15 protein-coding genes and 1 pseudogene are annotated in these 23,657 nt (G+C 58.9%); 12 read left to right on the top strand and 4 right to left on the bottom strand.

The window, feature by feature from the left end; translation table 11 throughout:
* The first annotated feature begins 19 nt into the window (after positions 1-19).
* The 12 genes and pseudogenes from dxs to murG all read left to right on the top strand — a co-directional run bounded on the left by dxs (position 20) and on the right by murG (position 15,495).
* A complete protein-coding gene (gene dxs / locus JAO29_RS06440) occupies positions 20-1,918 on the top strand; it encodes a 1-deoxy-D-xylulose-5-phosphate synthase (RefSeq protein WP_334267366.1) in 1,899 nt (632 codons plus the stop codon).
* Positions 1,919-2,074: 156 nt separating this feature from the next.
* Entirely contained in the window at positions 2,075-2,602 is a 528-nt protein-coding gene (locus JAO29_RS06435; RefSeq protein ID WP_334267365.1) for a DUF2127 domain-containing protein, read from the top strand.
* 341 nt (positions 2,603-2,943) lie between these two features.
* Positions 2,944-3,384, top strand: a complete 441-nt coding sequence (locus tag JAO29_RS06430; RefSeq protein ID WP_334267364.1) for a division/cell wall cluster transcriptional repressor MraZ — start codon at positions 2,944-2,946, stop codon at positions 3,382-3,384.
* 39 nt (positions 3,385-3,423) lie between these two features.
* A pseudogene (gene rsmH, locus JAO29_RS06425) lies at positions 3,424-4,316 on the top strand (16S rRNA (cytosine(1402)-N(4))-methyltransferase RsmH).
* A 189-nt stretch (positions 4,317-4,505) separates the two neighbouring features.
* Positions 4,506-5,033 carry a septum formation initiator family protein gene (locus JAO29_RS06420; protein WP_334267363.1) on the top strand — a complete coding sequence of 176 codons (528 nt, stop codon included), beginning with the start codon at positions 4,506-4,508 and terminating at the stop codon, positions 5,031-5,033.
* A gap of 45 nt (positions 5,034-5,078) precedes the next feature.
* Positions 5,079-7,394 carry a penicillin-binding protein gene (locus JAO29_RS06415; RefSeq protein WP_334267362.1) on the top strand — a complete coding sequence of 772 codons (2,316 nt, stop codon included), beginning with the start codon at positions 5,079-5,081 and terminating at the stop codon, positions 7,392-7,394.
* Between the two features lie 34 nt (positions 7,395-7,428).
* Positions 7,429-8,919, top strand: coding sequence for a UDP-N-acetylmuramoyl-L-alanyl-D-glutamate--2,6-diaminopimelate ligase (locus JAO29_RS06410; protein WP_334267361.1), 1,491 nt, complete (start codon positions 7,429-7,431; stop codon positions 8,917-8,919).
* Positions 8,916-10,295: a UDP-N-acetylmuramoyl-tripeptide--D-alanyl-D-alanine ligase gene (locus JAO29_RS06405; RefSeq protein WP_334267360.1), complete on the top strand. Its 1,380-nt coding sequence runs from the start codon at positions 8,916-8,918 to the stop codon at positions 10,293-10,295. Before JAO29_RS06410 ends, JAO29_RS06405 begins: the two co-directional genes overlap by 4 nt.
* A 152-nt stretch (positions 10,296-10,447) precedes the next feature.
* Positions 10,448-11,584, top strand: a complete 1,137-nt coding sequence (gene mraY, locus JAO29_RS06400; protein ID WP_334267359.1) for a phospho-N-acetylmuramoyl-pentapeptide-transferase — start codon at positions 10,448-10,450, stop codon at positions 11,582-11,584.
* Positions 11,585-11,946: 362 nt separating this feature from the next.
* On the top strand, positions 11,947-13,302 hold the full coding sequence (gene murD, locus JAO29_RS06395; protein WP_334267407.1) for a UDP-N-acetylmuramoyl-L-alanine--D-glutamate ligase: 1,356 nt from the start codon (positions 11,947-11,949) through the stop codon (positions 13,300-13,302).
* Between the two features lie 17 nt (positions 13,303-13,319).
* The gene (gene ftsW, locus JAO29_RS06390; protein ID WP_334267358.1) at positions 13,320-14,411 is read left to right on the top strand and encodes a putative lipid II flippase FtsW; all 1,092 of its coding nucleotides are present in this window, start codon (positions 13,320-13,322) and stop codon (positions 14,409-14,411) included.
* A 1-nt stretch (position 14,412) separates the two neighbouring features.
* Positions 14,413-15,495: an undecaprenyldiphospho-muramoylpentapeptide beta-N-acetylglucosaminyltransferase gene (murG, locus tag JAO29_RS06385; RefSeq protein WP_334267357.1), complete on the top strand. Its 1,083-nt coding sequence runs from the start codon at positions 14,413-14,415 to the stop codon at positions 15,493-15,495.
* Positions 15,496-16,266: 771 nt separating this feature from the next.
* On the opposite strand, the gene JAO29_RS06380 is transcribed toward murG, so the two are convergent.
* From JAO29_RS06380 to JAO29_RS06365, 4 genes are all read right to left on the bottom strand, one after another.
* Positions 16,267-17,757, bottom strand: a complete 1,491-nt coding sequence (locus tag JAO29_RS06380; RefSeq protein WP_334267356.1) for a sulfatase family protein — start codon at positions 17,755-17,757, stop codon at positions 16,267-16,269.
* Positions 17,758-17,897: 140 nt separating this feature from the next.
* On the bottom strand, positions 17,898-18,926 hold the full coding sequence (locus JAO29_RS06375; protein ID WP_334267355.1) for a colicin transporter: 1,029 nt from the start codon (positions 18,924-18,926) through the stop codon (positions 17,898-17,900).
* 316 nt (positions 18,927-19,242) lie between these two features.
* Positions 19,243-19,917: a DUF4410 domain-containing protein gene (locus JAO29_RS06370; protein WP_334267354.1), complete on the bottom strand. Its 675-nt coding sequence runs from the start codon at positions 19,915-19,917 to the stop codon at positions 19,243-19,245.
* Positions 19,918-20,005: 88 nt separating this feature from the next.
* Positions 20,006-23,656, bottom strand: a complete 3,651-nt coding sequence (locus tag JAO29_RS06365; protein ID WP_334267353.1) for an efflux RND transporter permease subunit — start codon at positions 23,654-23,656, stop codon at positions 20,006-20,008.
* Between the last annotated feature and the right edge of the window lies 1 nt (position 23,657).

Raw genomic sequence — 23,657 nt, 5'->3', positions numbered from 1 at the left:
CCCACAGGAACAACGACAGATGGACGGGATTCTAAAGACAATCAAGTCGCCAGCCGATGTAAAGAAGCTCTCCTCGGTTGAGCTGGAACACCTCGCCGAAGAGATACGCGAGAGACTCATCACATCGGTGGCCAAGACCGGGGGACACATCGGTCCCAACCTGGGGGTGGTCGAACTGACCATCGCTCTTCACTACGTCTTTGATACCCCGACCGACAGCTTCGTCTTCGACGTCAGTCACCAGGCATATGTACACAAGCTCCTGACCGGGCGCGAAGAGAGCTTCGCCAGCATCCGCCAGCCCAACGGTCTCAACGGATTTATGCTGCGCACCGAGAGCGAGCACGACAGCTACGGCGCCGGCCATGCAGGCACGGCACTCTCCGCTGCCCTTGGAATGGCTGTGGCCCGCGACCTCGCTGGCGGGAGTGAACACATTGTTGCTCTGGCCGGAGATGCGGCGTTCACCAATGGCATCTCGTTCGAGGCGCTCAACAATATCGCCGCGCAGACGCGCCGCATGATCATCGTGCTCAACGACAATGCCTGGTCCATCGACAAGAACGTCGGGGCCATCGCGGAGTACTTCCACAAGATCACCGCCACGAACACCTTCAGCAATCTCCACGACAAGGCTGCCGGCCTGATCGAGAAGTTTGGTGGAAAGGCTGCCCGTCACGTTGCGCGTAAGGCTGAAGAGGCTGCAAAGGGCCTGATCGGCCCGGGAATGCTCTTCGAGGAGTTCGGACTGAGCTACTACGGTCCCATCGACGGCCACAACCTGCCGCTGCTCATCGAGACATTCAAGTTCCTCAAGCAGCAGAACAAGCCCGTCGTCCTCCACGCGATCACGCAGAAGGGCAGGGGATTTCAGCCGGCGCTCGAGAAACAGAAGAAGTTTCACGGCCTCGGGCCCTACGATCCGGAGTCGGGCGAGACCAAATCCGCCGGTCAGAAGACCTACTCCGAGATCTTCGCCGAAAGCCTGACCAAGCTCGCGACCGCCAACGAGAAAGTAGTCGCGATCACAGCGGCGATGCCCAACGGAACCGCGCTCGACCTCTTTCGGCCGCACCATCCTTCGCGCTACTTCGACGTCGGCATCGCAGAGGAACACGCCGTGATCTTCGCCGCTGGAATGGCGACCAAGGGCTACAAGCCGTTCTGCGCGATCTACTCCACCTTCCTGCAGCGAGCCTTCGACCCCATCGTTCACGACGTCTGCCTGCAGAACCTTCCCGTAGTCTTCTGCATGGATCGGGGCGGCCTGAGCGGCGACGATGGCCCGACCCATCATGGACTCTTCGACATCAGCTACCTGCGCAGCGTCCCCAACCTCGTTCACATGGTCCCCAAGGACGAGGACGAGCTGCAGGACATGATGTACACGGCCATGCTGCACGAGGGGCCCTCCGCCATCCGCTACCCGCGCGGAAACGGACCCGGAGCGAAGGTGAAGTCTCAGCCGGTGGCGCTCGAGATCGGCAAGGCTGAGATCATCAGCGATCCCGGTCACGTCGATGTGGCCGTCCTCGGCCTGGGAGCGATGCTTCCTGAGGCCGTTCGCCTGAAGGAGATGCTGGAGCGCGAAGGATTTTCGGCCGCCGTCATCAATCCTCGGTTTGCCAAGCCTGTCGACAGCAACTGCCTCGCCGATTTCGGCTCGCGTGCAGGTCTGATGATTACGCTCGAGGATCACGTCCTCGCAGGCGGCTTTGGATCTGCTGTGATGGAAGCTCTCAACCAGCTGGAGATCAATGTCCCCGTCGTTCGCATCGGCTGGCCCGACGCCTTCATCGAGCATGGAAAGGTTGAGGATCTCCGCGCCAAGTACGGAGTCACCGCTGAGGCCGCGCTCGAAAAAGCGAGACCCTATCTCAACCGCCTGATGGAACAGGTGCTGGCGAAGCACTCCTGATTTTCGAAAACAGCGCTCACCAGTATCGGATCCGCCACCGGATCTCAGAGAGCGAATCTTCTGATTGCTTCCATAGGCACTGCGCTGCAGCGAGTTCCAGAGGCCGCTCGGCCGTCGTTGACTTTTCCCGCGTAAGTCCGTCAACTGAGAATCAGGATGGAAAGCGAACTGACAACCGATCGAAGCTGGAAAGCCTCGATCTCACGCGCTCCTGCCGGCCACCGGCATAGAGATCGTGGCCTCATGGCAATCGGCCTCTTCAAGCTCGGAAAAGCCATCCTCTTCTTTCTTCTTGGAGTAGGAGCGATTCATCTGCTGCACAAGGATCTCGGCGACGAGATTATGCGGCTCGCCACGGCTCTCAAATTCGATCCCGAAAGCAAGCTTGTGACGCTGCTGCTGGAGAAGGTTGACCTGGTCGACGCTCACCGTTTGAAGTTGATCAGCCTCGCGACCTTCGCCTACTCCTGCCTGGCTCTGACCGAAGGCATCGGCCTGATGCTCGAGAAGGTCTGGGCAGAGTACCTCACCCTCGGTCTGACGATCTCCTTCCTGCCCTGGGAGCTGTTCGAACTGACCCGCCACTCTAACCTGTTCCGCCTCAGTCTCTTGCTCATCAACCTTGTGGTTCTCGCCTACCTGATCTGGCTTCTTAGAAAGAAGAAGGAGAAGCAGGTCGCGTGAGCCTTGGGGGCGCTTTCGCCTTTAATTCGCCTATCAGATCGGTTTCAACGTTTCAAGTGACAGAGTCGCTATGAACCGACTCCGTTAACCCCATATGTAGTGGTTATCACGATTGGTAACCCAAGGGCCTGAATTATTCACAGCCCATTGTGGGAATAACTCCTTTTTTTCCACTTGTATGCAAAATCCGTCCTTTACAGCGCCCCGCTACTACGAGACTATGTGGACGGAAGTGGTAAAAAGTGGAGTGAAAGGGACCAATCAGAGAAAAATCTGAAGGAAGTCTACCTCTCCCCTGAAGATTTGGGTTCAAGCAAGCCACACAAGGTATCGAGGTTGTCATGTTCCGGGGAAATCACCCAACGCGCGTGGACGAAAAGGGCCGGCTCAAGCTGCCGGCTGAGTTCAAGCGCCGGGTGGATGAGCTGTATGGGCCCCAGTTCTACATCACGAGCAAGGACGGGAAGCGGGCTGAGGTTTACCCGCTGAAGGAGTGGGAAAAGATCGAGGAGAAGTTAGCCTCCATCCCCTCCATGAACCCGGCAAAGAAGAAGTTTCTGGACGTAACGAATTATTACGGCCAGATGGCAGAGATGGACGCGCAGGGGCGGTTGTTGTTGCCGCAGATCCTGCGGGAGTCGGCAAAGGTTGTAGGGGATGTCGTTGTTTTGGGATCGCAGACGTTTCTCGAGGTCGTCAACCACGATTCGTTCAAGGCCGAGCTGGAGGCTCAGCCGATGAGCGAGGCCGATATGGCAGCGCTGGCAAATCTTGGGTTGTAGGAAGTTGGCCCCCAGGGGCAGCACAGAGGGCGGAGATCGATGAGTAAACCGCAGCATGTGCCGGTTCTTTTAGAGGAAGTAATGGAGTACCTCAATGTGCGGCCGGGCGGAGTCTATGTTGACGCCACGCTCGGGCTCGCCGGTCACTCTTCGGAGATTGCGAGGAGGCTGGGACCGAAAGGGACGCTGATCGGTTTCGATCGCGATCCCGAGGCTATGAAGCTCGCGGAGACGAAGCTTGGAGAGATTCGCGAAGAGCTTGGCCCGGAGATGCCGCAGCTTCGGCTGGTGCCGAAGGCATTTTCCGAGGCGCAAGCGAGATTGAGCCGGGAAGTCTGGACGGCCTGCTTGCGGACTTTGGAGTAAGCAGCCTGCAACTGGACGAGGCGCACAGAGGATTCAGCTTTCGGTCGGAAGGCCCCCTGGATATGCGGATGGATACGCGTACGGGGGAGACGGCCGAGCAAGTGGTAAATCAGGAGGACGAAAACGAACTCGCCGACCTGATTTACGAATTCGGAGAGGAAAGGAGGTCGCGGAGAATCGCCAGAGCCATTGTGAGGGCCCGGCCGATTACGACAACAGCCCAACTGGCAAGAGTCGTAGCGGCTGCGGCCCCAACAATGAAAGGTGACAAGATTCATCCTGCGACACGGACCTTTCAGGCACTTCGAATTCGAGTGAATGACGAGTTGGGAGAGATCAGGACGCTGCTTGAGAGCGCGCCATCTCTGCTGAAGCCGGGAGGGCAGCTGGTGTTGATCAGCTTTCATTCCCTGGAAGACAGGCTCGTGAAGGACGCATTTCGTGAAGCTGCACGCAACGGAGTGTACGAGGTTTTGACGAAGAAGCCGGTGGTCGCCGGCGAAGAAGAAGAGAGACGAAACCCGCGGTCAAGAAGCGCAAAGCTGCGGGCGGCAGTCAGAGTTTGATGTTGTTTGTCGTACTTGGTTCTGAATGGTTGAGGTTTTTGGAGACAAGTGATCGGGCCGGGGTTGTCCCACCGTGCTTTCAGGCGAAAGACAACCAGTAACAAACAGTCCCTTCCTCTAATAACGATCCCGGCCCGGTTTCGTTTCTGAGGATGACAGAGAAGTGAAGCAGAGAATGAGAGGTGCACGATGGCAACGTCGGCAATGGCAGGACAACAGATTGGGATGATGGGTGCAGCGGCAAGACCGCAGCGTCGCACGGAGTCTGTTGCAGAGCGAAATCGCGCATTGCTGGAGGCGCAACGCAAGGCACGCCGGGGGCCGACGCCCGAGGTCTTCTTCGCCAAGCACATCGACAACACCCGCCTGGTGAAGGCCGACGATCCGGAACGGCGCCGCGAGATGCGTCAGTTTGCCGTGGTCATGAGCATGTTGTTTATGCTGGTGATGGTCTACGTCTGGCAGCACTTTATGGCTATTGAGATCGGCTACCGCGTCGAGGCACAGAAGCAGCAGGTTGAGCAGTTGCGCGAGCAGAACCATCAGCTCCGTTTGAGCGAAGCCCAGCTGACGGATCCGGAGCGGATCGACAAGATGGCGAAGCAGCTCGGGCTGGACGCACCGCAGCCCGGTCAGGTCGTGCGGCCGGATGGGAGCGAGGTCAACTCCGGTCCCGTATGGGCAGAAGCCAAGACCCCGGCCATCGTCGCTCGATAGGAGCAGAAGCAGCAAAATTATAAGTTTCAGATTGGAAGAAGCATCATGAACAAGGCGCCACGGCAGACACTGACCGCTCCCATTCGGAGAATCCGGTTCGTCAACGTGGCGCTTTTCTTTGCCCTCTGGACGGCGGCTCTTGGGGCCAGACTGGTTTGGCTGCAGGTTGTTCGCCACAGCGACTTCGTTGAGCGGGCAGCTCGCCAGCAGCAGCGCACCTTTGAGGTTGCACCGCGTCGAGGAGTGCTGTACGACCGCAATCTGAAGGAACTGGCTATGACGGTGCTGGTCGACAGCATCTACGCTGTTCCGACGGAGCTGGGTGAGAACCGCGCCTCTACCGCCGACCTTCTTTCGAAGGTGGTTCACACAGATTCGCTGGATGGCTTCACGACTGATAAGCAGATGCTGGCGCGTTTCAATGCCTCGCGCAACTTTGCGTGGGTCGCGCGTCGGGTCGACAACGAGACGGCACAGCGGGTAAAAGAACTGAATCTGAAAGGGGTCTACTTTCAGAAGGAGTTCAAGCGGTTCTATCCCAACAACGACCTCGCCGCTCAGGTCCTGGGCTATGTTGGAACCGACGATACTGGCCTTGGGGGCCTTGAACGCGAGTTCGACGACGAGATGCATGGAACACCAGGGCATGTAATGACTGCCGTCGATGCCAAACGCCACATCCTGGGCAGCCAGGAGAGCCAGCCGATGCCGGGCGAAAACCTGGTGTTAGCCATCGATGCCAATATCCAGTACATGGCCGAGCGTGCGCTTGACGCGCAGATGGCGAAGATGAAGGCGGCCCACGGGACCGTGGTGGTGCAGGATCCTCACACCGGCCAGATTCTTGCACTCGCCATTGCTCCACGTTTCAATCCGAATGATCGACACCATATCGATGCCAGTGCACTTCAGAATCTCGCGGTCAGTGATGTCTATGAGCCCGGTTCGACCTTCAAGCTGGTGACCTACGCCGCGGCTCTTGATGCGGCTGGAGTACAGCCCACGGATATCGTTGACTGCCAGTACGGCGCGATGACGATGTATGGCCGCACGCTGCACGACGATCATAGTGATCGTTTTGGCAGGGTCACCGTGCAGTATGCTCTCGAGCACTCGAGCGACGTAGGCGCTGCGAAGATGGCGCTCAAGCTCGGCAATCAGAAATTCTATGACTACATGCGTTCCTTCGGCTTCGGAGACAGGAGCGGCATCGAGCTTCCGAGCGAGACGCGCGGCTTGTTACGGCAACCAAGGAAGTGGGGCTCGACCAGTATTCTCTCTTTGGCCATTGGCCAGGAGGTGGGTGTAACTCCGGTTCAGCTGGTGACCATGGTCAGCACCATCGCGAATGGTGGAGTCTACATGCCGCCGCATGTTTTGCTGCAGTCCACCGACGAGGCACGAGGTGATCCCAGATTGAAGCCGATTTCGTTCAGGCCGGCAAATCAGCTTCCTTCTCCGCTGCCGGATGGAGCGCACCGCGTGATCTCGGAGATGACGTCGGCGAAGATGCGCATGATGATGCAGGGCATCGTTACGGAGGGTACAGGCAAGAAGGCACAGCTCAACGGCTACAGCTCGGCCGGAAAGACGGGTACGGCGCAAAAGATCGATCCTGCAACGCACACCTACTCGCATACCAAGCTGGTGGCCAGCTTTGCCGGCTTCGCTCCTGTCAGCAATCCCGCCATCTCGATCGCGGTCGTGATCGATACCCCGACGGTAGGCTCGCGCTATGGCGCTGAGACCAGTGCGCCGGTCTTTCAGGAGGTGGCACAGGAGGTGCTTGAGTATCTCGGTGTGCCACACGATCAGCCGCTGAAGACCAAGAAGCAGATGATGGAGGTTGCCAAAGAGGTCGCGAAGGAATCGCCGATCGAGAACGGCGCCGACCTCAACCAGATGTTTGCGGACATTAACGACCTGCCCGCGGACGATCCTCTTCGCTCCTCTGCCCAGAACACGGACCAGCCCCCCACGCAGGCGATCGACGACAGGGCGCCGTCGTCGGCTCCCAAGACAAGCCAGACCGCCAGCACGAATCTGTTGCCGTCAAAAGTACTGGCTGCGCTGCACTCCGGCTCAACCGACGACTCGCCCCAGCAGAACACCGCTGCCGTCGCGGCACACGTCGCCCCTGCGGTCCATCTGCGGGACGATGGAGGCGTCGTAGTGGATGCGACGCATCGTGTCGCAGTGCCTTCGTTCGATGGCTCTTCGCTGCGCACGGTCGTCGAAAAGGCTGACACTTTAGGCCTGCGTGTACAGCCTGTCGGCAGCGGCCTTGCAAAAGATCAGGCTCCGGCTGCAGGAACGATGGTGCCCCTCGGGACCGAAGTTGTTGTGAGATTCGCCCGTTAGGAAAGCCTGTTCTCGACGCATAAAATCACAGCATATGAATTGGAACGAGGTACTTCGGGAGGTCGGCACGCAGAAGCATGTCGAAGCCTCCGTGGCGGTCGATGGCGTTCAGTACGATTCTCGCCGCGTCGGCCCCGGCGATCTGTTTGTGGCCATGCGCGGAGGCTCGGCGGACGGCAATCGCTTCATCGAATCGGCGATGGCGCAGGGCGCCGTTGCTGTTCTCACCGATTCGGTCGAAGCCTATGAGGGACTTCGAAGCCAACACCCGGAGATGGCTGCAGCGCTTGTGGAACATGGCCGACGCGCACTTGCGGAAGCCAGCTCTGCGGTCTTTGGACATCCGCAGCAGCACCTGGCTTTGAGTGCTGTGACCGGCACCAATGGCAAGACGACAACTGCATTTCTCCTCGAGGCGATGCTCAAGAGCGTCGGTCGCAGCTGCGTACTGATCGGGACGATCGAGACGCATATTGCGCGGCAGGTGCGCGAGTCTCCTCACACGACTCCGGAGTCGAGGGACGTCCTGGAGCTGTTCGCGGAGGGGGCGCGCGCAGGCGCAACCGAGGCCGTGATGGAGATGTCCAGCCATGCGCTTGAACAGGAGCGCGTCTGGGGCTTCCCTGTCGATGTCGCCATCTTCACCAATCTCACCCAGGATCATCTGGACTATCACGGCACCATGGAGAGCTACTTCGCCGCGAAGGCTCGACTCTTCGAAGGAGTTGGTGCGCCGCCCCCGCGTGTTGCCGTCGTCAATATTGACGACCCGTACGGTAAGAGAATTGCCGATGTTATCGACCGCTCGCAGCTGGTTCGCTACGGTCTCGATGCGCGGGCGGATTTCTTTCCGGAAGACATTCGGATGAGCGCGGGAGAGACGATCTTCCGTCTGAAGACGCCGCATGGAGACATTGATGTGAGGTCGCCGCTAACTGGTCGCGTGAACGTCTACAACCTTCTGGCAGCCGCTGCAGCTGCCCATGCGCGGGGTCTGACTCTCGACCAGATAGCTCACGCAGCCAGGAACGGCGCCCAGGTGCCCGGACGATTTGAAGTCGTGCCTACAGATTCCGGTCTGACGGTGGTGGTGGACTACGCCCACACCGACGACGCCTTGCGAAACCTGATTGCGCTTGCCCGCGAGCTGGTGCGCGAGCGCGGCGGGAGGGTTATCACCCTGTTCGGCTGTGGAGGAGATCGCGATCGTGCCAAACGTCCGCGCATGGGGCGCGCTGCTGGCGAGGGAAGCGATCTGGTTGTTCTTACGAGCGACAACCCTCGCAGCGAGGAGCCCGACGCAATTATCGCTGAGGCTCTGTCGGGAGTAGAAGAGACCGGAACGCCCTGCATCGTAGAAGAAGACAGGGCAGCGGCGATCGAGATCGCCATCCGCTCCGCTCATAAAGAAGACATCGTCCTGATTGCGGGGAAAGGCCACGAGAAGGTTCAGGTTCTTCGAAGCGGCTCCGTTCCCTTCGATGACGTGGAAGTAGCCGCACAAGTGCTGAAAGGACTGCAATGAAGTTAAAGCTGGGCCAGATTGCCGATTGGATTCATGCTGAAGGCATCTTTGACACCTCTGTCGAGGCACAGGGCTATTCCATCGACTCTCGCACCGTCGGCGCCGGCGAGCTGTTTTTCGCGGTAACGGGCGAGCGTCTGGACGGTCATAACTTTGTAGCTGCTGCTCTTGCTGGCGGAGCCGCTGCCGCCGTTGTGAGCAATGCATGGCTTGTGCCTGCCGACGTCGATGAGACGAAGCTGCTGCGCGTTGCGGACTGCGAGGATTGCGTCCTCCATGCAATGCAGCGGCTGGCGCATGCGGTCCGTCGCGACTGGGGCGGGCGGGTCATCGGCGTGACTGGGTCTGCCGGCAAGACAACAACCAAGGAGGCAGTCGCGCAGGTGCTGAGCGTGCGCCTTCGTGTGCTCAAATCCGCCGGAAACCTGAACAACGCCTTCGGAGTTCCGTTGCAGCTGTTGCGGCTAGAGCGCGATCATGAGGTTGCAGTCATCGAGATGGGCATGAATCACGCCGGAGAGATAGCCGCGCTCGCACGCATCGCGGAGCCAGATTGGGCTGTCATCTCGAACGTCGCTCCTGTGCATATCGAATTCTTCCCCGACGGCATTGCTGGAGTAGCCCGTGCGAAATATGAGCTGGTGGAGTCGCTTCCTGCCGATGGCATCGCATTTCTCAATGCCGATGATCCATACGTTCGGGAGTTTGGTCGCGACATGGGGGAGCGTGCCGTTCTTTACGGATTTGGAGAGAACGCACAGATCCGCGCGGAGAATCTTCACGAGGCCGGGATAGAAGGAATCAATTTCGAAGTGGTCGCCGGTGGCGAACGTGCACCGGTGCAGCTGAAGTTACTGGGGCGTCACAATGTGTCGAACGCGCTGGCGGCTATTGCGGTGGGCGTTCGCAGCGGAATCCCGCTCGTGGGATGTGCAGCGGCGATCGCGGAGCTGCAGCCTTCGGACAAGCGTGGCGAAATTCTGCGCTGGCACGGCGCAACCATCATCAACGACTCCTATAACTCCAATCCGCGCGCTCTCGATGCAATGGTTGACGCCCTGATGGCTATGCCGGGCGAGCGTCACTTCGTTATCGCGGGCGAGATGCTGGAACTGGGATTGGAATCCGCGTCCTTGCACGAGGCATGCGGCAAGAGAATGGCAGAAAAGGGTGTTACGACGATCCTCGGAGTACGGGGAGCGGCCTGTTCGCTCGTCGAAGGAGCTTTACGTGGAGGTGGAGATGCGATCTTTGTCGCCACTCCTGAAGACGCAGGCAAATGGATGCGTTCTAACCTGCGGTCGGGAGATGTCGCTCTCCTGAAAGCCTCGCGCGGCGTACGCCTGGAGAAGTCTTTGGCGAAGTTGCAGGACTAGAGCGTCCTGTGCTGGAACAACGGGGAATGAATGGACTTTGGTTCCTCTGCAAAAAACCCTCAATTGCCGGGAGGAACCGCCTGTTAAGATAACCTCTAGCCGCAGTCTGTCATGCGTGCCTCTCCTGCGGATCTCACTCGAAGGCGGACGTTTTGCTCTATTGGCTGTTGTATCAAAAGCTGTTTCCTTACTTTCGCCTGTTTCGTATCTTCCGCTATCTGACGTTTCGCACGGTCTTTGCGAGCCTCACGGCGCTGCTGATTGGCCTCCTCATCGGCCCCTACGTTATTGATCGGCTGCGCGAGTTCCAGATCGGTCAGTACATCCGCGAAGAAGGTCCGCAGTCGCATCAAAAGAAAAGTGGAACGCCAACCATGGGCGGCGTTCTCATCTGCATCTCCATCCTTGTGCCGACACTGTTGTGGTCCGATCTGTCGAACCCCTTCGTCTGGTTGGTCATGCTCTCCACGCTGGCCTTTGGTGCCATCGGTTTCGCGGACGATTACATCAAGGTAGTTCACCGTCGCAATCTCGGCCTTACCGCACGAGCCAAGCTGGGCCTGCAGCTGCTGGTCAGTGGCGGTGTCGCGGTTACCTTGCTCGCGCTTAAATCCCATGGGAACTACTCAACGCAGATGACGTTTCCCTTTCTCAAACGATTCAGGCCGGACCTGGTCTGGAGCTCTCTCGGTCATATTCCGCATCTGCACTGGCTGGCAGTTCTCCCGTTCGTTATCTTCGTGATGATCGTAATCGCCGGTGCCAGCAACGCCGTAAACCTCACAGATGGTCTGGACGGCCTCGCGATCGGCTGCACCATCATCGCCGCTGGCGCGCTTACGGTGCTGACCTACGTCAGCGGGCACGTCGTCTTCTCCGACTATCTTGAGCTGCAGCGCATGCCCATGATCAGCGAGCTGACCATCTTCTGCGGAGCCATGGTCGGCGCCAGTATCGGCTTTCTCTGGTACAACGCGCACCCGGCGGAGATCTTCATGGGCGATGTCGGCAGCCTTGCGCTCGGAGGCGCCATCGGAACCGTCGCCGTCGCCATCAAGCAGGAGCTCCTGCTTCCCTTCATCGGCGGCGTATTCATCCTTGAAGCTCTCAGCGTCATGCTGCAGGTCGGCAGCTACAAGCTGCGCAATGGAAAACGCATCTTCAAGATGGCTCCGCTGCATCACCACTTCGAGCTTCTCGGCTGGTCCGAGTCCAAGGTGATCGCCAGATTCTGGATCCTTGCGCTGATCTTCGCGCTGCTTGCGCTCACGACATTGAAGTTGCGGTAGAGAATGATGCCAGAAGATACGGTATTCATCAGCAAGCTACGACGCTTCCAGGCGTGGGCTGCCTTGGTCGGCATAAACTTAGTGGTAATCCTCATTTGCGCTGGGCTTTGCATTGAGGATCCTCGGCGATGGCCTGCGATATTTCTTTTAATTCCTATCCAGATAGCCGCAAATCTATTTCTGTTACGACCTGGAGTTAGCGGGAATCGGGACATTATCCTGCCGCTCATCAATGGGACAGCGATTCTGTTTGGAATTTACTTCTACTTCCGTAACCAAAGCTGGTATCTGCTCCTAGGAATTATTTTTGCTTGTACGATTCTTTTTTGTCGGATTAGTAAGCTGAGAAAGAGACATAGATGATGGAACTGAAGAACAAGCGTGTACTCGTAGTGGGTCTGGGAAAGTCAGGAATCGCCGCTGCCAAATTTCTGCGTCAGCAGGGAGCCCGGGTTACGGTCAGCGATACGCGAAGCGCCGTCGCGCTCGCAGAAGAGATTCCGGGCCTGCTCGACGCCGGGATCATGGTCGAAAGCGGCGGCCATGGCTTGTTGACCTTCCGTCGCCAGGACCTGATCGTCATCTCTCCAGGCGTTCCGCTCGATACGCCTGAGGTCAGGCAGGTGATCGGCTTTGGGGTTCCCGTCATCGGCGAGCTCGAGCTCGCGAGCCGCTTTCTCAAAGGGCGCGTCCTCGCCATCACCGGTTCAAACGGAAAGACGACGACCACCACGCTCCTCGGCAGCATTCTTGCCGAGGGCGGCCTTCCCGCACTGGTCGGAGGCAATATCGGAACTCCGGTCATCGATCTCATTCCCTCCAGTACGGACCAGACCGTGAACGTCCTTGAGGTCTCGAGCTTCCAACTCGAAACCATCGAACAGTTCCGTCCATGGATCGCGGTCGTCCTCAACATCACTCCCGATCATCTGGACCGTCACGGAAACTTTGAGAACTATGCGGCGATGAAGATGCGCATCACCAAGAATCAGCAGGCCGAGGACTTCCTGGTCCTGAACGCCGAAGACAAGCCCACCCAGATGGTGGCGGCAAGGACGAAGGCGCAGATCTTCTGGTTCAGTCCGCGAAGGCCCATCAAGCAGGGCGCCTTCCTCTATGGCGACAGCATTGTCTTCGTTCCTCGCGAGGGAGCCAGGGCCGAACCCATCATGCCTGTCGGCGAGATTCCGCTGAAGGGATCGCACAACGTTGAAAACGTGCTGGCAGCCGTGTGCGCGGCTCGCCTCGCCGGAGTTTCGGCGGAAAAGATTCGCAGTGCTGTGGCTGCCTTCAAGGCTGTCGAGCATCGCCTGGAGTTTGTAAGCACGGTCGAGGGAGTCGAATACTTCAACGACTCCAAGGCGACGAACGTCGATGCAGCGTTGAAGGCGATCGCCGCATTTCCAGGCTGCGTTCACCTGATCCTTGGGGGGAAGGATAAGGGCTCCGATTACACGCTGCTGGAGCCTCTGCTCCGGGAACGGGTCAAGGCTGTTTATACGATTGGTTCTGCCGCGGAAAAGATTGAGCGCCAGCTTCAAGGAGTCGTGAAGATGGTGGGAGCGGGAACGATCGATGTGGCCGTACGCGAGGCCCGGAAGGCCGCGATTCCTGGTGATGTCGTTCTTCTGGCTCCGGCGTGCTCGAGCTTCGATCAGTTTGAGAACTACGAACATCGCGGGCGCACCTTCCGCAAGATCGTCCACGAGCTGATTTAGCAGCAGGAAGTGTAGACATGGCGAAGAGAGTTGGAGTCGACAAGTGGCTCTTCGGAGTGGTGCTGCTGCTGGTGCTTTTTGGGCTGGTGACGGTCTTTTCCGCATCCGCGGTCATGGCGAAGGCCACCTTTGGAACACCGTATTACTTCATGCTGCGGCAGGGAATGTGGGCTGTCTCAGGACTGGTTGCGCTCACGCTGCTGATGCGCGTGGATTATCGACGCTATAACAATCCAAGATTCGTCTTCATCGCCGTTGCGGTCACGATGGTTCTGCTGCTGGGCGTGTTTGCCATGCGTGACTCGCACAACACTCATCGCTGGTTCCGTTTCGGATTTGCCAGCTTCCAGCCCTCGGAGCTCGCCAAACCAACGCTGGTTCTGTTTCTGGCCTATTTTCTTCAGACCCGCATCCACAAGATGGATGACTGGCGCGGAACCGTCCTTCGCGCCGCACTTCCTCCGTTGCTGTTCATCGCGCTCATCCTGAAGGAGCCCGATCTTGGGACAGCAATGGTGTGCGCTGCCGTCACCGCGCTGATGCTGTATCTTGCGGGCATGCAGTTGAAGTACCTCGGCATCGGAGCTTTGTGCTCGGCGCCGGTGCTGTATTACATGCTCTTCCGCGTGCCGTGGCGCAGGGCGCGCATGCTGGCCTTCGTGAATCCTGAGGCCGATCCTCGAGGGACCGGCTTCCACATTCTGCAATCGCTCATTGCTGTCGGTACAGGCGGGCTGCATGGGCTGGGCCTGATGGAAGGGCGTCAGAAGCTCTTTTATCTGCCGGAGCCGCACACCGACTTCATCTTCGCGAATGTCTGCGAGGAGCTGGGGCTGATTGGAGCCCTGCTGGTGATCTCGCTCTTCATCGCGCTGGGTTACCGCGGGTTGCGCGCTGCCTATCTTTCCACCGATCCGTTCGCCCGGTTTCTTGCCTTCGGGATTACTTCGACGGTCCTCATTCAGGCGTTCTTCAATATGAGCGTCGTGGTCGCGTTGGTTCCGACCAAGGGCATCACGCTGCCGTTCATCTCCTTTGGAGGGACGTCGCTCTTTGTGATGCTGGCGAGCATGGGAGTTCTCCTGAACGTCACTCGCGAGATCGACTGAAGTGGGTCCATCGTTGCGGGTTCTGATTGCAGGTGGAGGCACCGGAGGTCACGTGGTTCCGGCGCTGGCGATTGCGCGGGAGCTGCGCGACGCACACGGCGCTGAAGTCCGCTTTGTGGGAACGGCGCGCGGGCTGGAGACGCGGCTGGTTCCAGAGGCGGGATTTCCGCTGGAGCTGATCAAGGTCGGTCAGCTGAAGAACGTGAGCCTGACGACGCGAGCGCGAACACTCTTCGACCTCCCTTTAGGAGTGGCGCGGTGCCTCAACCTGCTCCGGGGCTTTCGTCCCGATGTTGTGATCGGTGTCGGTGGGTACGCTTCAGGGCCGGCGATGATGGCGGCGATCCTGCAGCGGGTTCCGACGCTGGCATTTGAGCCGAACGCGGTCCCGGGGCTCGCGAACCGGCTGGTGGGCAAGTACGTCAACGCAGCGGCGGTGAATCTGAGCGAAACGACGAAGTACTTTCGCAACGCCCGGGTGACTGGAACGCCGGTTCGGCCAGAGTTCTTCGCGATTGAGCCTCGTCCCGAAGGACCCGCGCATCGGCTGCTGATATTTGGCGCCAGCCAGGGTGCTCGGGTTCTGAACCAGAACATGCCGAAGATCATGGCACAGCTACTTGCTCGTTTTCCCAAGCTTACCGTCGTTCACCAGACAGGAGCGCGGCATGCGGAGACGACTCTGGCTGCTTATGAGCAGGCTGGTATCGGCTTCGAACGGCTGACCGTCACGCCCTATCTCGACGACATGGCGGCGCAGTTTGCGGCGGCGGATCTGATCCTCTGCCGCAGCGGGGCCAGTTCGGTGGCCGAGGTTGCCGCAGCAGGCCGGGCCGCGGTGCTGGTTCCGTTTCCGCAGGCGGCGGACGATCATCAGCGGAAGAACGCGGAGGCGTTTGTCGCTGCCGGTGCTGCCGCGCTGATTATCGAGGCGGAGCTGACGGAACAACGTCTGCTGGACGTGCTCACGTCGCTGCTTGGAGACGGCTCGCGGCTTAGTGCAATGGGCGAGAAGGCCAGAACCCTCGCTCATCCTCACGCTGTCCGGGAGATTGCCGGGATGGCGGTGGAGCTGGCCGGGTAGTCCCCCCCCTGTTATTGCCCAAAGTCTTCTAAATACAGGACTTAGGGGTGGACTTCTGTTGCAAATTCTTGATTCTAATGATGATCGTGCAAAATATTGATTCTATGAATGTTATGGTCGAGAACGTCTTCCTCGCGGATTGATTGGTATTGATTTAAGGATAACGGATTGGATGGTATGGATCGGCACTTTCGGGTGCTTTGATATCAGTGGTTTACCAGACTTCGAGCTTGACAGGAGCTTAGGCGGGTTTCTTTCATCTCCGATATCTTCTGCACGGATTTGTATCTCAGGGGCTGAAGCCCCCTTTTGGATGCGGGTTCTTCGGCACGGTTGAAGCCGTGCCCTTAACGATGCGGTTCGAGCTTCGCTCGAATGCCCACCTAGCCGCCTTCGGCGTCGAAGATGGGGCACGCGAGTGTCTAGTGGGTTTTCGGAGTGGCTTGAGTGGATTCGTTTCCCGGGTGAGTGGTTGGGGCGTTTACCTTTCAGAGTTCAGTTGGCGATGGTGGGGTAACCGCAGATCCTTCGACTGCGCCTCTCGCGATGGTGCGGCGAGAGGCTTCGCTCAGGATGACACTTTCATAAGGGAAGAGTTCGAAGGAAGGTGGGTTTCGCCAAAGCATTCGAGTTCGAGTTCGAGTTCGAGTTGGAGTTCGACTTCAACTTTCAACTTCGATTTCGACCGCAACTTCAACTGGACTTCTACTCAAACGCAGGCTGCGACTCCGACCCGCGACTTCGAGGGTTCGCCTGGGTCGGAGTCGGATGCTAGAGGTTTTGCCGATCGGGGATGCTGGAACGGAGAGCGTCCAGGCGCTGGTTGAGGTGAGACTGCAGGGCCGCATGCTCGGGTTTGCCGTAGAGGTTGATGCGTTCTCCCGGGTCTGCCTTCAGGTCGTAGAGCTCCCCTTCCGAGGGGTCGAGGACATAGCGGATGAGCTTGTACTGCTCGGTCCGGATGCCGCGGTGGGGGGCGACCTTCTCGGGGTTGGGCCACTCGTAGTACTCGTAGTACCACTCCTTACGGAAGTTCGGATCGTTGGAGGCTGCGAGGGGAAGGATGCTCTTGCCGTGCATGTGCTTCGGAGCCGGGACGCCAGCTAGATCGAGGAGGGTGGGGGCGATGTCGACGTCGAGGATCATCTCGTCGCGTACGGTTCCGGCCTTGATGCGTGCGGGATACCTCGCCATGAAGGGGACGCGGAGAGAAGGCTCGTGCATGAGGCGTTTGTCGAACATTCTCCACTCTCCGAGAAAGTAGCCGTGGTCGGAGGTCTGGAGGATGGCGGTATCGTCGAGGATCTTCTTCTTCTCGAGATGGTCGAGGACGCGCCCGATGTTTTCGTCGACGGCGACGAGACCGGCGTAGTAGTCCTTCGCCATCCCTTCGAGCGATCCGCAGGCGACGTGAGAGTAGGTCGTGCCGATCTTGTTCTCCGCCTCGATGAAGCTCTTCGGTTTGCCGGGGTAGCCCTTGAGGTCGTCGTCAAAGGTTACGGGCTTGGCGACGGGAACTCCGTTGTAGAGATCGAGGTGGCGGCGGGGCCGGAAGAAGGGCTCGTGCGGGGCTACGAACCAGATGAGGATGCAGAAGGGCTTGTCTCCGCGCTTCTGGTCGATCCATTGGAGGGCACGGTCGGTGGTGAGGTCGTCGGGATAGACGTTGTAATACTGCTTCTGTTCCCCCACTATGCCGTTGCGTCCCTCTTTGAAGAAGGGATTGGCGTAGTTATTTCCCGGGTCGTTGTGGCCGAAGTAGTAGTCCCAGTGTCGATCCTCGAAGCCATTACGGCCGTGAGTCTTGCCAAGCAGGGCGACCTCATAGCCGGCATCGCGCAGCAGCTCGGTAAAGAGAGGAATGTCGGCGTTGAGAGGCACGTGAGACTTCTCATTGGAGAGGGCGCCGGTCGCACGCGAATACATTCCTGTAAGCGCGGTCGCACGGGCCGGAGCGCAGAGAGCATTGGTGCAGAACGCATTGTTGAAGCGGACGCCTTCCTTGCCGATGCGGTCATGATTGGGCGTTTTGAGTAGAGGATGTCCGGCGATCGAGAGGGCATCGGCGCGTTGGCCCTCGCCGAGGAAGAAGACCAGGTTGGGGCGCTTGCGGGGCGTTTGCGCGGCCATTGAGGAGGATGAGACTCCGGTGGTTGCCAGTGTGCCAGCAACAGCGACGGCACCCTGGATGAAATCGCGCCGTGTAGCCTTTGCCGATTCAGGAAGGTTGGAAAGAGAGGCAGGCCCCTCGGTCTTCGACATCAGATCTCCTTGTTATTCCTATCAAAGGAAAGGGTAAAGAGATCAGGCGTTACGGTAAAGGTGAATGGGGTCGAGGTGCTGAAAAAAGAAGGCTGAGATCGTTTGATCTCAGCCTTGAAGAATTGCTCGGGAGGTTTTGATTAGCGGTGTCCGCCACCACCATGGCCACCGCCACCACCGTGAAATCCGCCGCCGCCGCCGCCGCCGTGGAAGCCACCGCCGCCGCTGAAGCCGCCGCCGCGGGAGCCGCCGTAGCTGCTGCTGTTGCCGTGGAAGCCTCCATAGCTACCGCCGAAGCTGGGGCGAGATTGCGAGCTGGCGTATCCACCCCGGCTGCCGAAGCTTTGATTGCTCTGCCCACCGCGATAGCCCATCGACTGACCCTGGCTGGAGTATCCGCGGTTGCCGAAGCTCTGGTTGGATCCGGCGAAGCTGCGCTGCGAGGTGGTGGCTCCGCGGTAGTTGCCGCCGTTATAGGCGCTGTGGCCGCTGTTGAAGCTTCCGTTCCCGTAGCTGCGGTTCGAGACGTTGGTGACGCTGTGATTGGAGAAGCCGTTGCGGCTGCCCTGGGCGAAGCTGTTGCCGCGGTTGTTGTAGTACGAGCCACGGTTTCCGGCATAGTTGCTGCCGCGGTTTGCCCAGCTGGAGCCGCCGGGCCGACCGTCAAAGTGGCCGGAGTAGGGGCGGTTGTACACGTATCCGCCATGCCATCCGGAGCGGAAGTTGTTGTAGCAGCGGTTGTAGTAGAAGTGTCCGCCACCCCAGTAACCGCCGTAGAAGCCTACGCCGAAGTATCCGAAGCCATAGTTGATGCCGCCGTAGTAGCCGACGGATGGGCCCCAATATCCAGCGTTCCAGAGGTAGCCGCCGGAGCCGTAACCCCAGTAGCCGGGAGTCCAGAGGGCACCGGTATACGGAGGAAGCACCCAGGCTCCCTCGACCCACTCATAGCCTTCGCCGGTCCAGGCCCAGTAGCCGGGGGTCCAGATGTATCCATCGCCTGGCATAACGGGTTGGGTGTAGACGGGGATTGCCGGGGGCGCAATGGCCACCGATACGAAGACCCTGGCCTGTGCGGGGGCGGGAGAGAGGAATGCTGCACCGGTGAAGACGGCTGTTCCAAGAACGGCTGCTCCAAAAGCCTTGCGAATTCTGCGGGAGAGGTCCATTGCCTACCTTCGCGTGTCATTCGTCGTTTTGCCCGAACGGGCTGGGCTTCGCGGATGACCAGCTGAGGTTCCTGCCCGCTTTGCCATGCGGATCAGGCACTCAGTTATTAGAACCCGAATTGTAAATTTTCGTTGCGGTAAGAGTGAATGAGGATTCACCCGGTGTAAGTGACCATTGTTTTGTGTCGTTTAGAGGGAAGAGCCCGGTTTGGGTGCAGGCGTTAATGGGCATCGAGCTCGATATGCTTTTAAAGCGGCCGCTTTAGAAGGAAGATGAAGGACACGATTTATTTCTCAACAGTATGTGAGCCGTCAGCTACACTATTTCCCCCTCGCGAGCCTTCATGTCAGTGGAGAGCTTCTTCAGGATGTGATCGGCCAGCTTTTTGGAGTCGGAAGAGAGACTTTGGCGGGTGTCTCTCGCTGCATGCACGGCAAGTCCGGCAGGCCCGAGCGGCGGCAACAGATCTCCGCCCTTCACCTCGAGGTCGAAGGTGTCCACCGGCCTCCATCCGTCCTTCTTTTTCGAAACAGCAACCACATGGACACCCAGGCGGCTCGCCCCGACGTTCATGCCGATCAACCTTTTGGCAGCATTGCCGGGGTTCGCCTTGGTGATGCACCCGCTGATCACCAGAGCGCCCACCGGGATGGACGCCGAGTCTGGATCTACCATGACAGACATCTTCCTGGACAATCTCTTTTGCATCTCTGCGGAGATCGCGTCCAGTATCTTCGGATCGACGGTGACACTTTTTGATGGAGCCGTCGCAGTTGGCGACGCGGTCTCGTCGCCGGTTTGCGGACAGGCCTGTGCTGAAAGCTCCGATCTGCCGGTTATCGATTGCGATTCGACCGCAAACCGGAGCACTACCGCTGTGCGCGGCTGCGATTCGAGTGAAGATGAATTCGACTGAGCGTTAGATATTAAAGGCGCAGCCGCGATTGCCAGCAACGCGCACTTGAGAGCGAAAGGTAAATACAATTTCATAACTATCTCCAATTTGGGGGGGGGTCTGTTTTTGGGAGGCGATCGTTTCGGTCATATCGCCAGGCCCACGGTTAATGGTTGTCAGTCCTTAGTGCGGCTGCTCCCAACGAACGATTTTTAGGTCAAGCACCGCAATGCTGTAGAGCACAGGGACCAGCAAGAGGGTGATAAAGGTGGCGACGGCGAGTCCTCCGATCTGGGCGTAACATAACGGCTGCCAGAGCGGACCGCCGTGCATCGCGAGCGGAAAGAGCGCGAAGATCGTGGCTCCGACGGTGATCAGCACCGGACGCAGACGCTCGATGCCCGCGTCTCCGAGGGCCTGTTCGATCGGTTCGCCAGCCTCGTGCCGCTCTTCGATGAAGTCAAAGAGCACAATGATGTGGCTGACGATGACTCCGATCAGGCTGATGACTCCAAGAAAAGCCATGAAGCCGAAAGGGGTTCCTGTAACCAGCAGGCCAAGCAGCGCTCCAACGACGCCGTATGGGACAGCCGCAAAGACGAGGAGGGGCTTGATGGCGTTCTTGAACTGGATCAGAAGCGCTGCATAGATACCGGCGATCGAGATCAGCAGGACAACGCTGAGGTTTTGAAAACCGTCCTGCTGCTTCGCATATTCGCCTCCAACGATCATCTGATAGCCGGGGGGAAGGTTCTTCTTGAGAGCGTTGAGCTTCGGCATGGCTTGCTTCAGAACTTCGGATGGAAGAACCCCACTATCCGGCCACGCATGAACTCCAACCGTGCGGAAGTGCTCCTGCCGCCGTATAAGCTGGGTTGTCAACTTGGGTTGAGGATCTGATATGGCGCGCAGGGGAATCTTTGGGCTTGCTGTGGACGTGGAGACGTACATGTTCTCCAGATCGGACAAGGAGGCGCGCTGCTGAGGCTCGAGACGGGCAACCACCGGAATCTGCTGATTGCCGATCTGGAGAGTCGTCACCGGAACGCCATCCGTAGCGAGAAGCGATGCCTGAGCGACATTTGTGTTCCCAATGCCGAGGAGATTTGCTTTGTCCGCATTGATATCGATCTCGAGTTGCGGAGCTTTGTTCAGCCAGTCGATTTGTGTGACTGCGCTACCCCGGGTATTCCGCAGGATCGATGCGGCCTGCGAGGCTATCTCCAGGAGTTTCTCGTTATTCGCCGGCTCATCGGCGGCAGTGACGTCTGCTGTGCTGGAGACTCGTACCTCGACCGGAAACTCTACCGGATTGGTCTGCAATTGATGAACGATGATCTGTGCGCCCGGAATCTGCTTTGCGAGTGCGTCCTGTAGCGGACCAGCGAGCTTCGGGGTCAGGTCCTTGTTGCTGATGCGAATCAGCACGAGCCCATAGTTCGACTGCTGTGCCTGGGGTTGCGCGGAGAACCAGAAGCGCGGACCGCCGCCTCCGGCGAATGAGGTCAAGGACTGTAAGAGTTGTGGACCGTCGGCGGCTCCCTCTTTGTCTACGACAACATGATGAGCGCGCGCATACTCCGAAATCGTTTGGCTGATGATGCGTTCGGCCTGATCGGTGGCATCTTTGGTTTGCGCAATCGGCGTCCCGACCGGCAGCCATATGTCGACGTAGCTCCAGTACTGTACGTCGTCCGGAAAGAACTCGGTCTTCATGTTCATCGCGACGACGACGCCCAGGGCAAGGAAGACGAATGAGCCGAGCAGAAACTTCCATCTGTGAGCAATCGCCGATTCTACGACCCGCAGATAGTAGCTGTAGAAGCCTGTCTTTCGCTTTTCTTCGAGCGTACGTTCCGGCTTCGCGGGCCGAGTCAGGATGTATCTGGCGATCAGCGGAATGAAGGTCATCGAAACGAGGCGCGAGGATACCAGCGCAGCGGTCATCACCAGCGGGAGCGAGAACAGAAACATTCCCGTGTTGCCGGGGAGCATGAGGAAGGGCAGATACGCGATGATGTTCGTTGCGGTGGCATAGAGGATGGCGGTCGCCAGTTTGGTCGGGCCGATCCAGGCCGCCGGCGCTGGAGCCAGCCCGGCGGCAATCTCTCGTTTGATCGCGTCATTTGCGACGACGGGATCGTCCACCAGAAGACCGAGCGCAATGATGAGGCTTGCGATGGAGACTTGTTGCAGATCGAGGCCCATGACGTACATCAGGCCGAAGGCCATGGCCAGCGTGATGGGAATCGAGAGCGACATCAGCAGCGCTGAGCGCCAATCCCAAAAGCCCAGAAGCGACACCAGCACCACTAGGCCAACGGCCTCCAGGAGCGCATCCATGAAGAGGTGAATGTTCTCGCGCACCTGAAGCGGTTGATCGGAGGTACGGGCCAGAATGATGTCGGACGGCAACCAGACCCGCGCGTCCTGCAATTTCTGATCGATGGCCTTCCCGAACGCGTTGATGTTCTCACCGGGGCGCATATAAACGCCCAGGGTCACCGCGCGGTATTGATGTCGATGACCGCTTCCGTCAGTCACGGCGTAGTAGTTGAGCAGCGTGGGAGGAACGGCGTAACTGTTGTGAATGTGCACAAGGTCGCGCAAATAAATCGGCGTGTTGGTGCCTTGCGTCGTGCCCACGATCGTATCGCCGATCGAGCTCGCATTCTTGTACAGGTCGGTCGATTTTACGGCGAGACTTTCGGGACCGGACTCCACGGAGCCGCTGTTGCTTGGGGTATTGTGGCTCGCCAGTATCTGGCTCAGGCTTGCGGACAAGGTGCCGTAGGTCCCCAGCTCTTCCTGCGGAAACTCAAGCTGGACCTGCTGCTTCAGCAATCCTGTGCGGTCGACACGGGAGGTCTGAGGAATGCTCTGGAGATTCCGGGTCAACAGGTCGGTGTAGTCGTTCAACTGCGCATAGGTGTACTTCGGCCCGGCGATGGCCTTGATGTGCGATTCCAGGGTAGACAGGTCCCGCACTACCAGCGGCGACCAGACGTCGGGATCGATGGACGAGGCAGGCAAGGACCTGGTGATGAAGTCATCGACCGAATGCTGCACCTGCGATTCGCTCCAGGAGGTTACACCGTCCAACCCGATGAAGCCGTCGCCATGAATGATGGAGGCATCCCGCAACCATCCTGACGATTCCGCAGCGTCGCGTAGTTGCGTTATGACACCGTCCAGGTTGACGGTGTCCTTGGCCATCGGATACATGAGCGCGATGGCCACGTGTCCATCGGACTGCCCTTGTGTCTCATGCCGCGCCGCGAGGATAGACTGCCGCATCTCCCGCGCGCGCAGAGCGATCTCTGAGGCATCGACCTCAGGACTCGCCACCGTGAGCATCAGTGCGGTCGTGTCGCCAAAGTCGCTCTTGAAGGAGATCGGCCCGGCTCCTTGCGGCAGTTGCGAGTTGAGTCCTTCCAGACGCAGGTTAATGTCGCTGAACTGCTCCTGAGGGTTCTTTAACCCGTCGCGCAGCTGGACCCAGACAATGGTGTGCCCCGGAAATGTCTCAGATCGGATGCCATAGTCAGCGGCAGTGGGCGCGTGTACGTACTTGTTCTGCGCGATCGTGTCCTCGATCGGCCGGGTGACCAACTGTTCTACCTGCGCCGCGGTAGCGCCCGGCCAGTTGCATGTGGCGGTCGCTACGCGCACGGGAATGTCGGGGTCCTTGCGTTGAGGCAGGTGGATGTATCCATAGATGCCCCATGCGAACAGCGCAACCAGGGCCATCCAGGAGACCTGGGGATGCTCGACGAAGAAACGCGCCGTATTATGCGAGTGCTCGATCAGCTCTTCACTGGATTTATGGGCCATG

Source organism: Edaphobacter sp. HDX4 (genome assembly GCF_036877565.1).
GTDB lineage: Bacteria > Acidobacteriota > Terriglobia > Terriglobales > Acidobacteriaceae > Edaphobacter.
The sequence above is the reverse complement of the archived record's forward strand: the minus strand, read 5'-3'. Positions and strand labels throughout refer to the sequence as shown.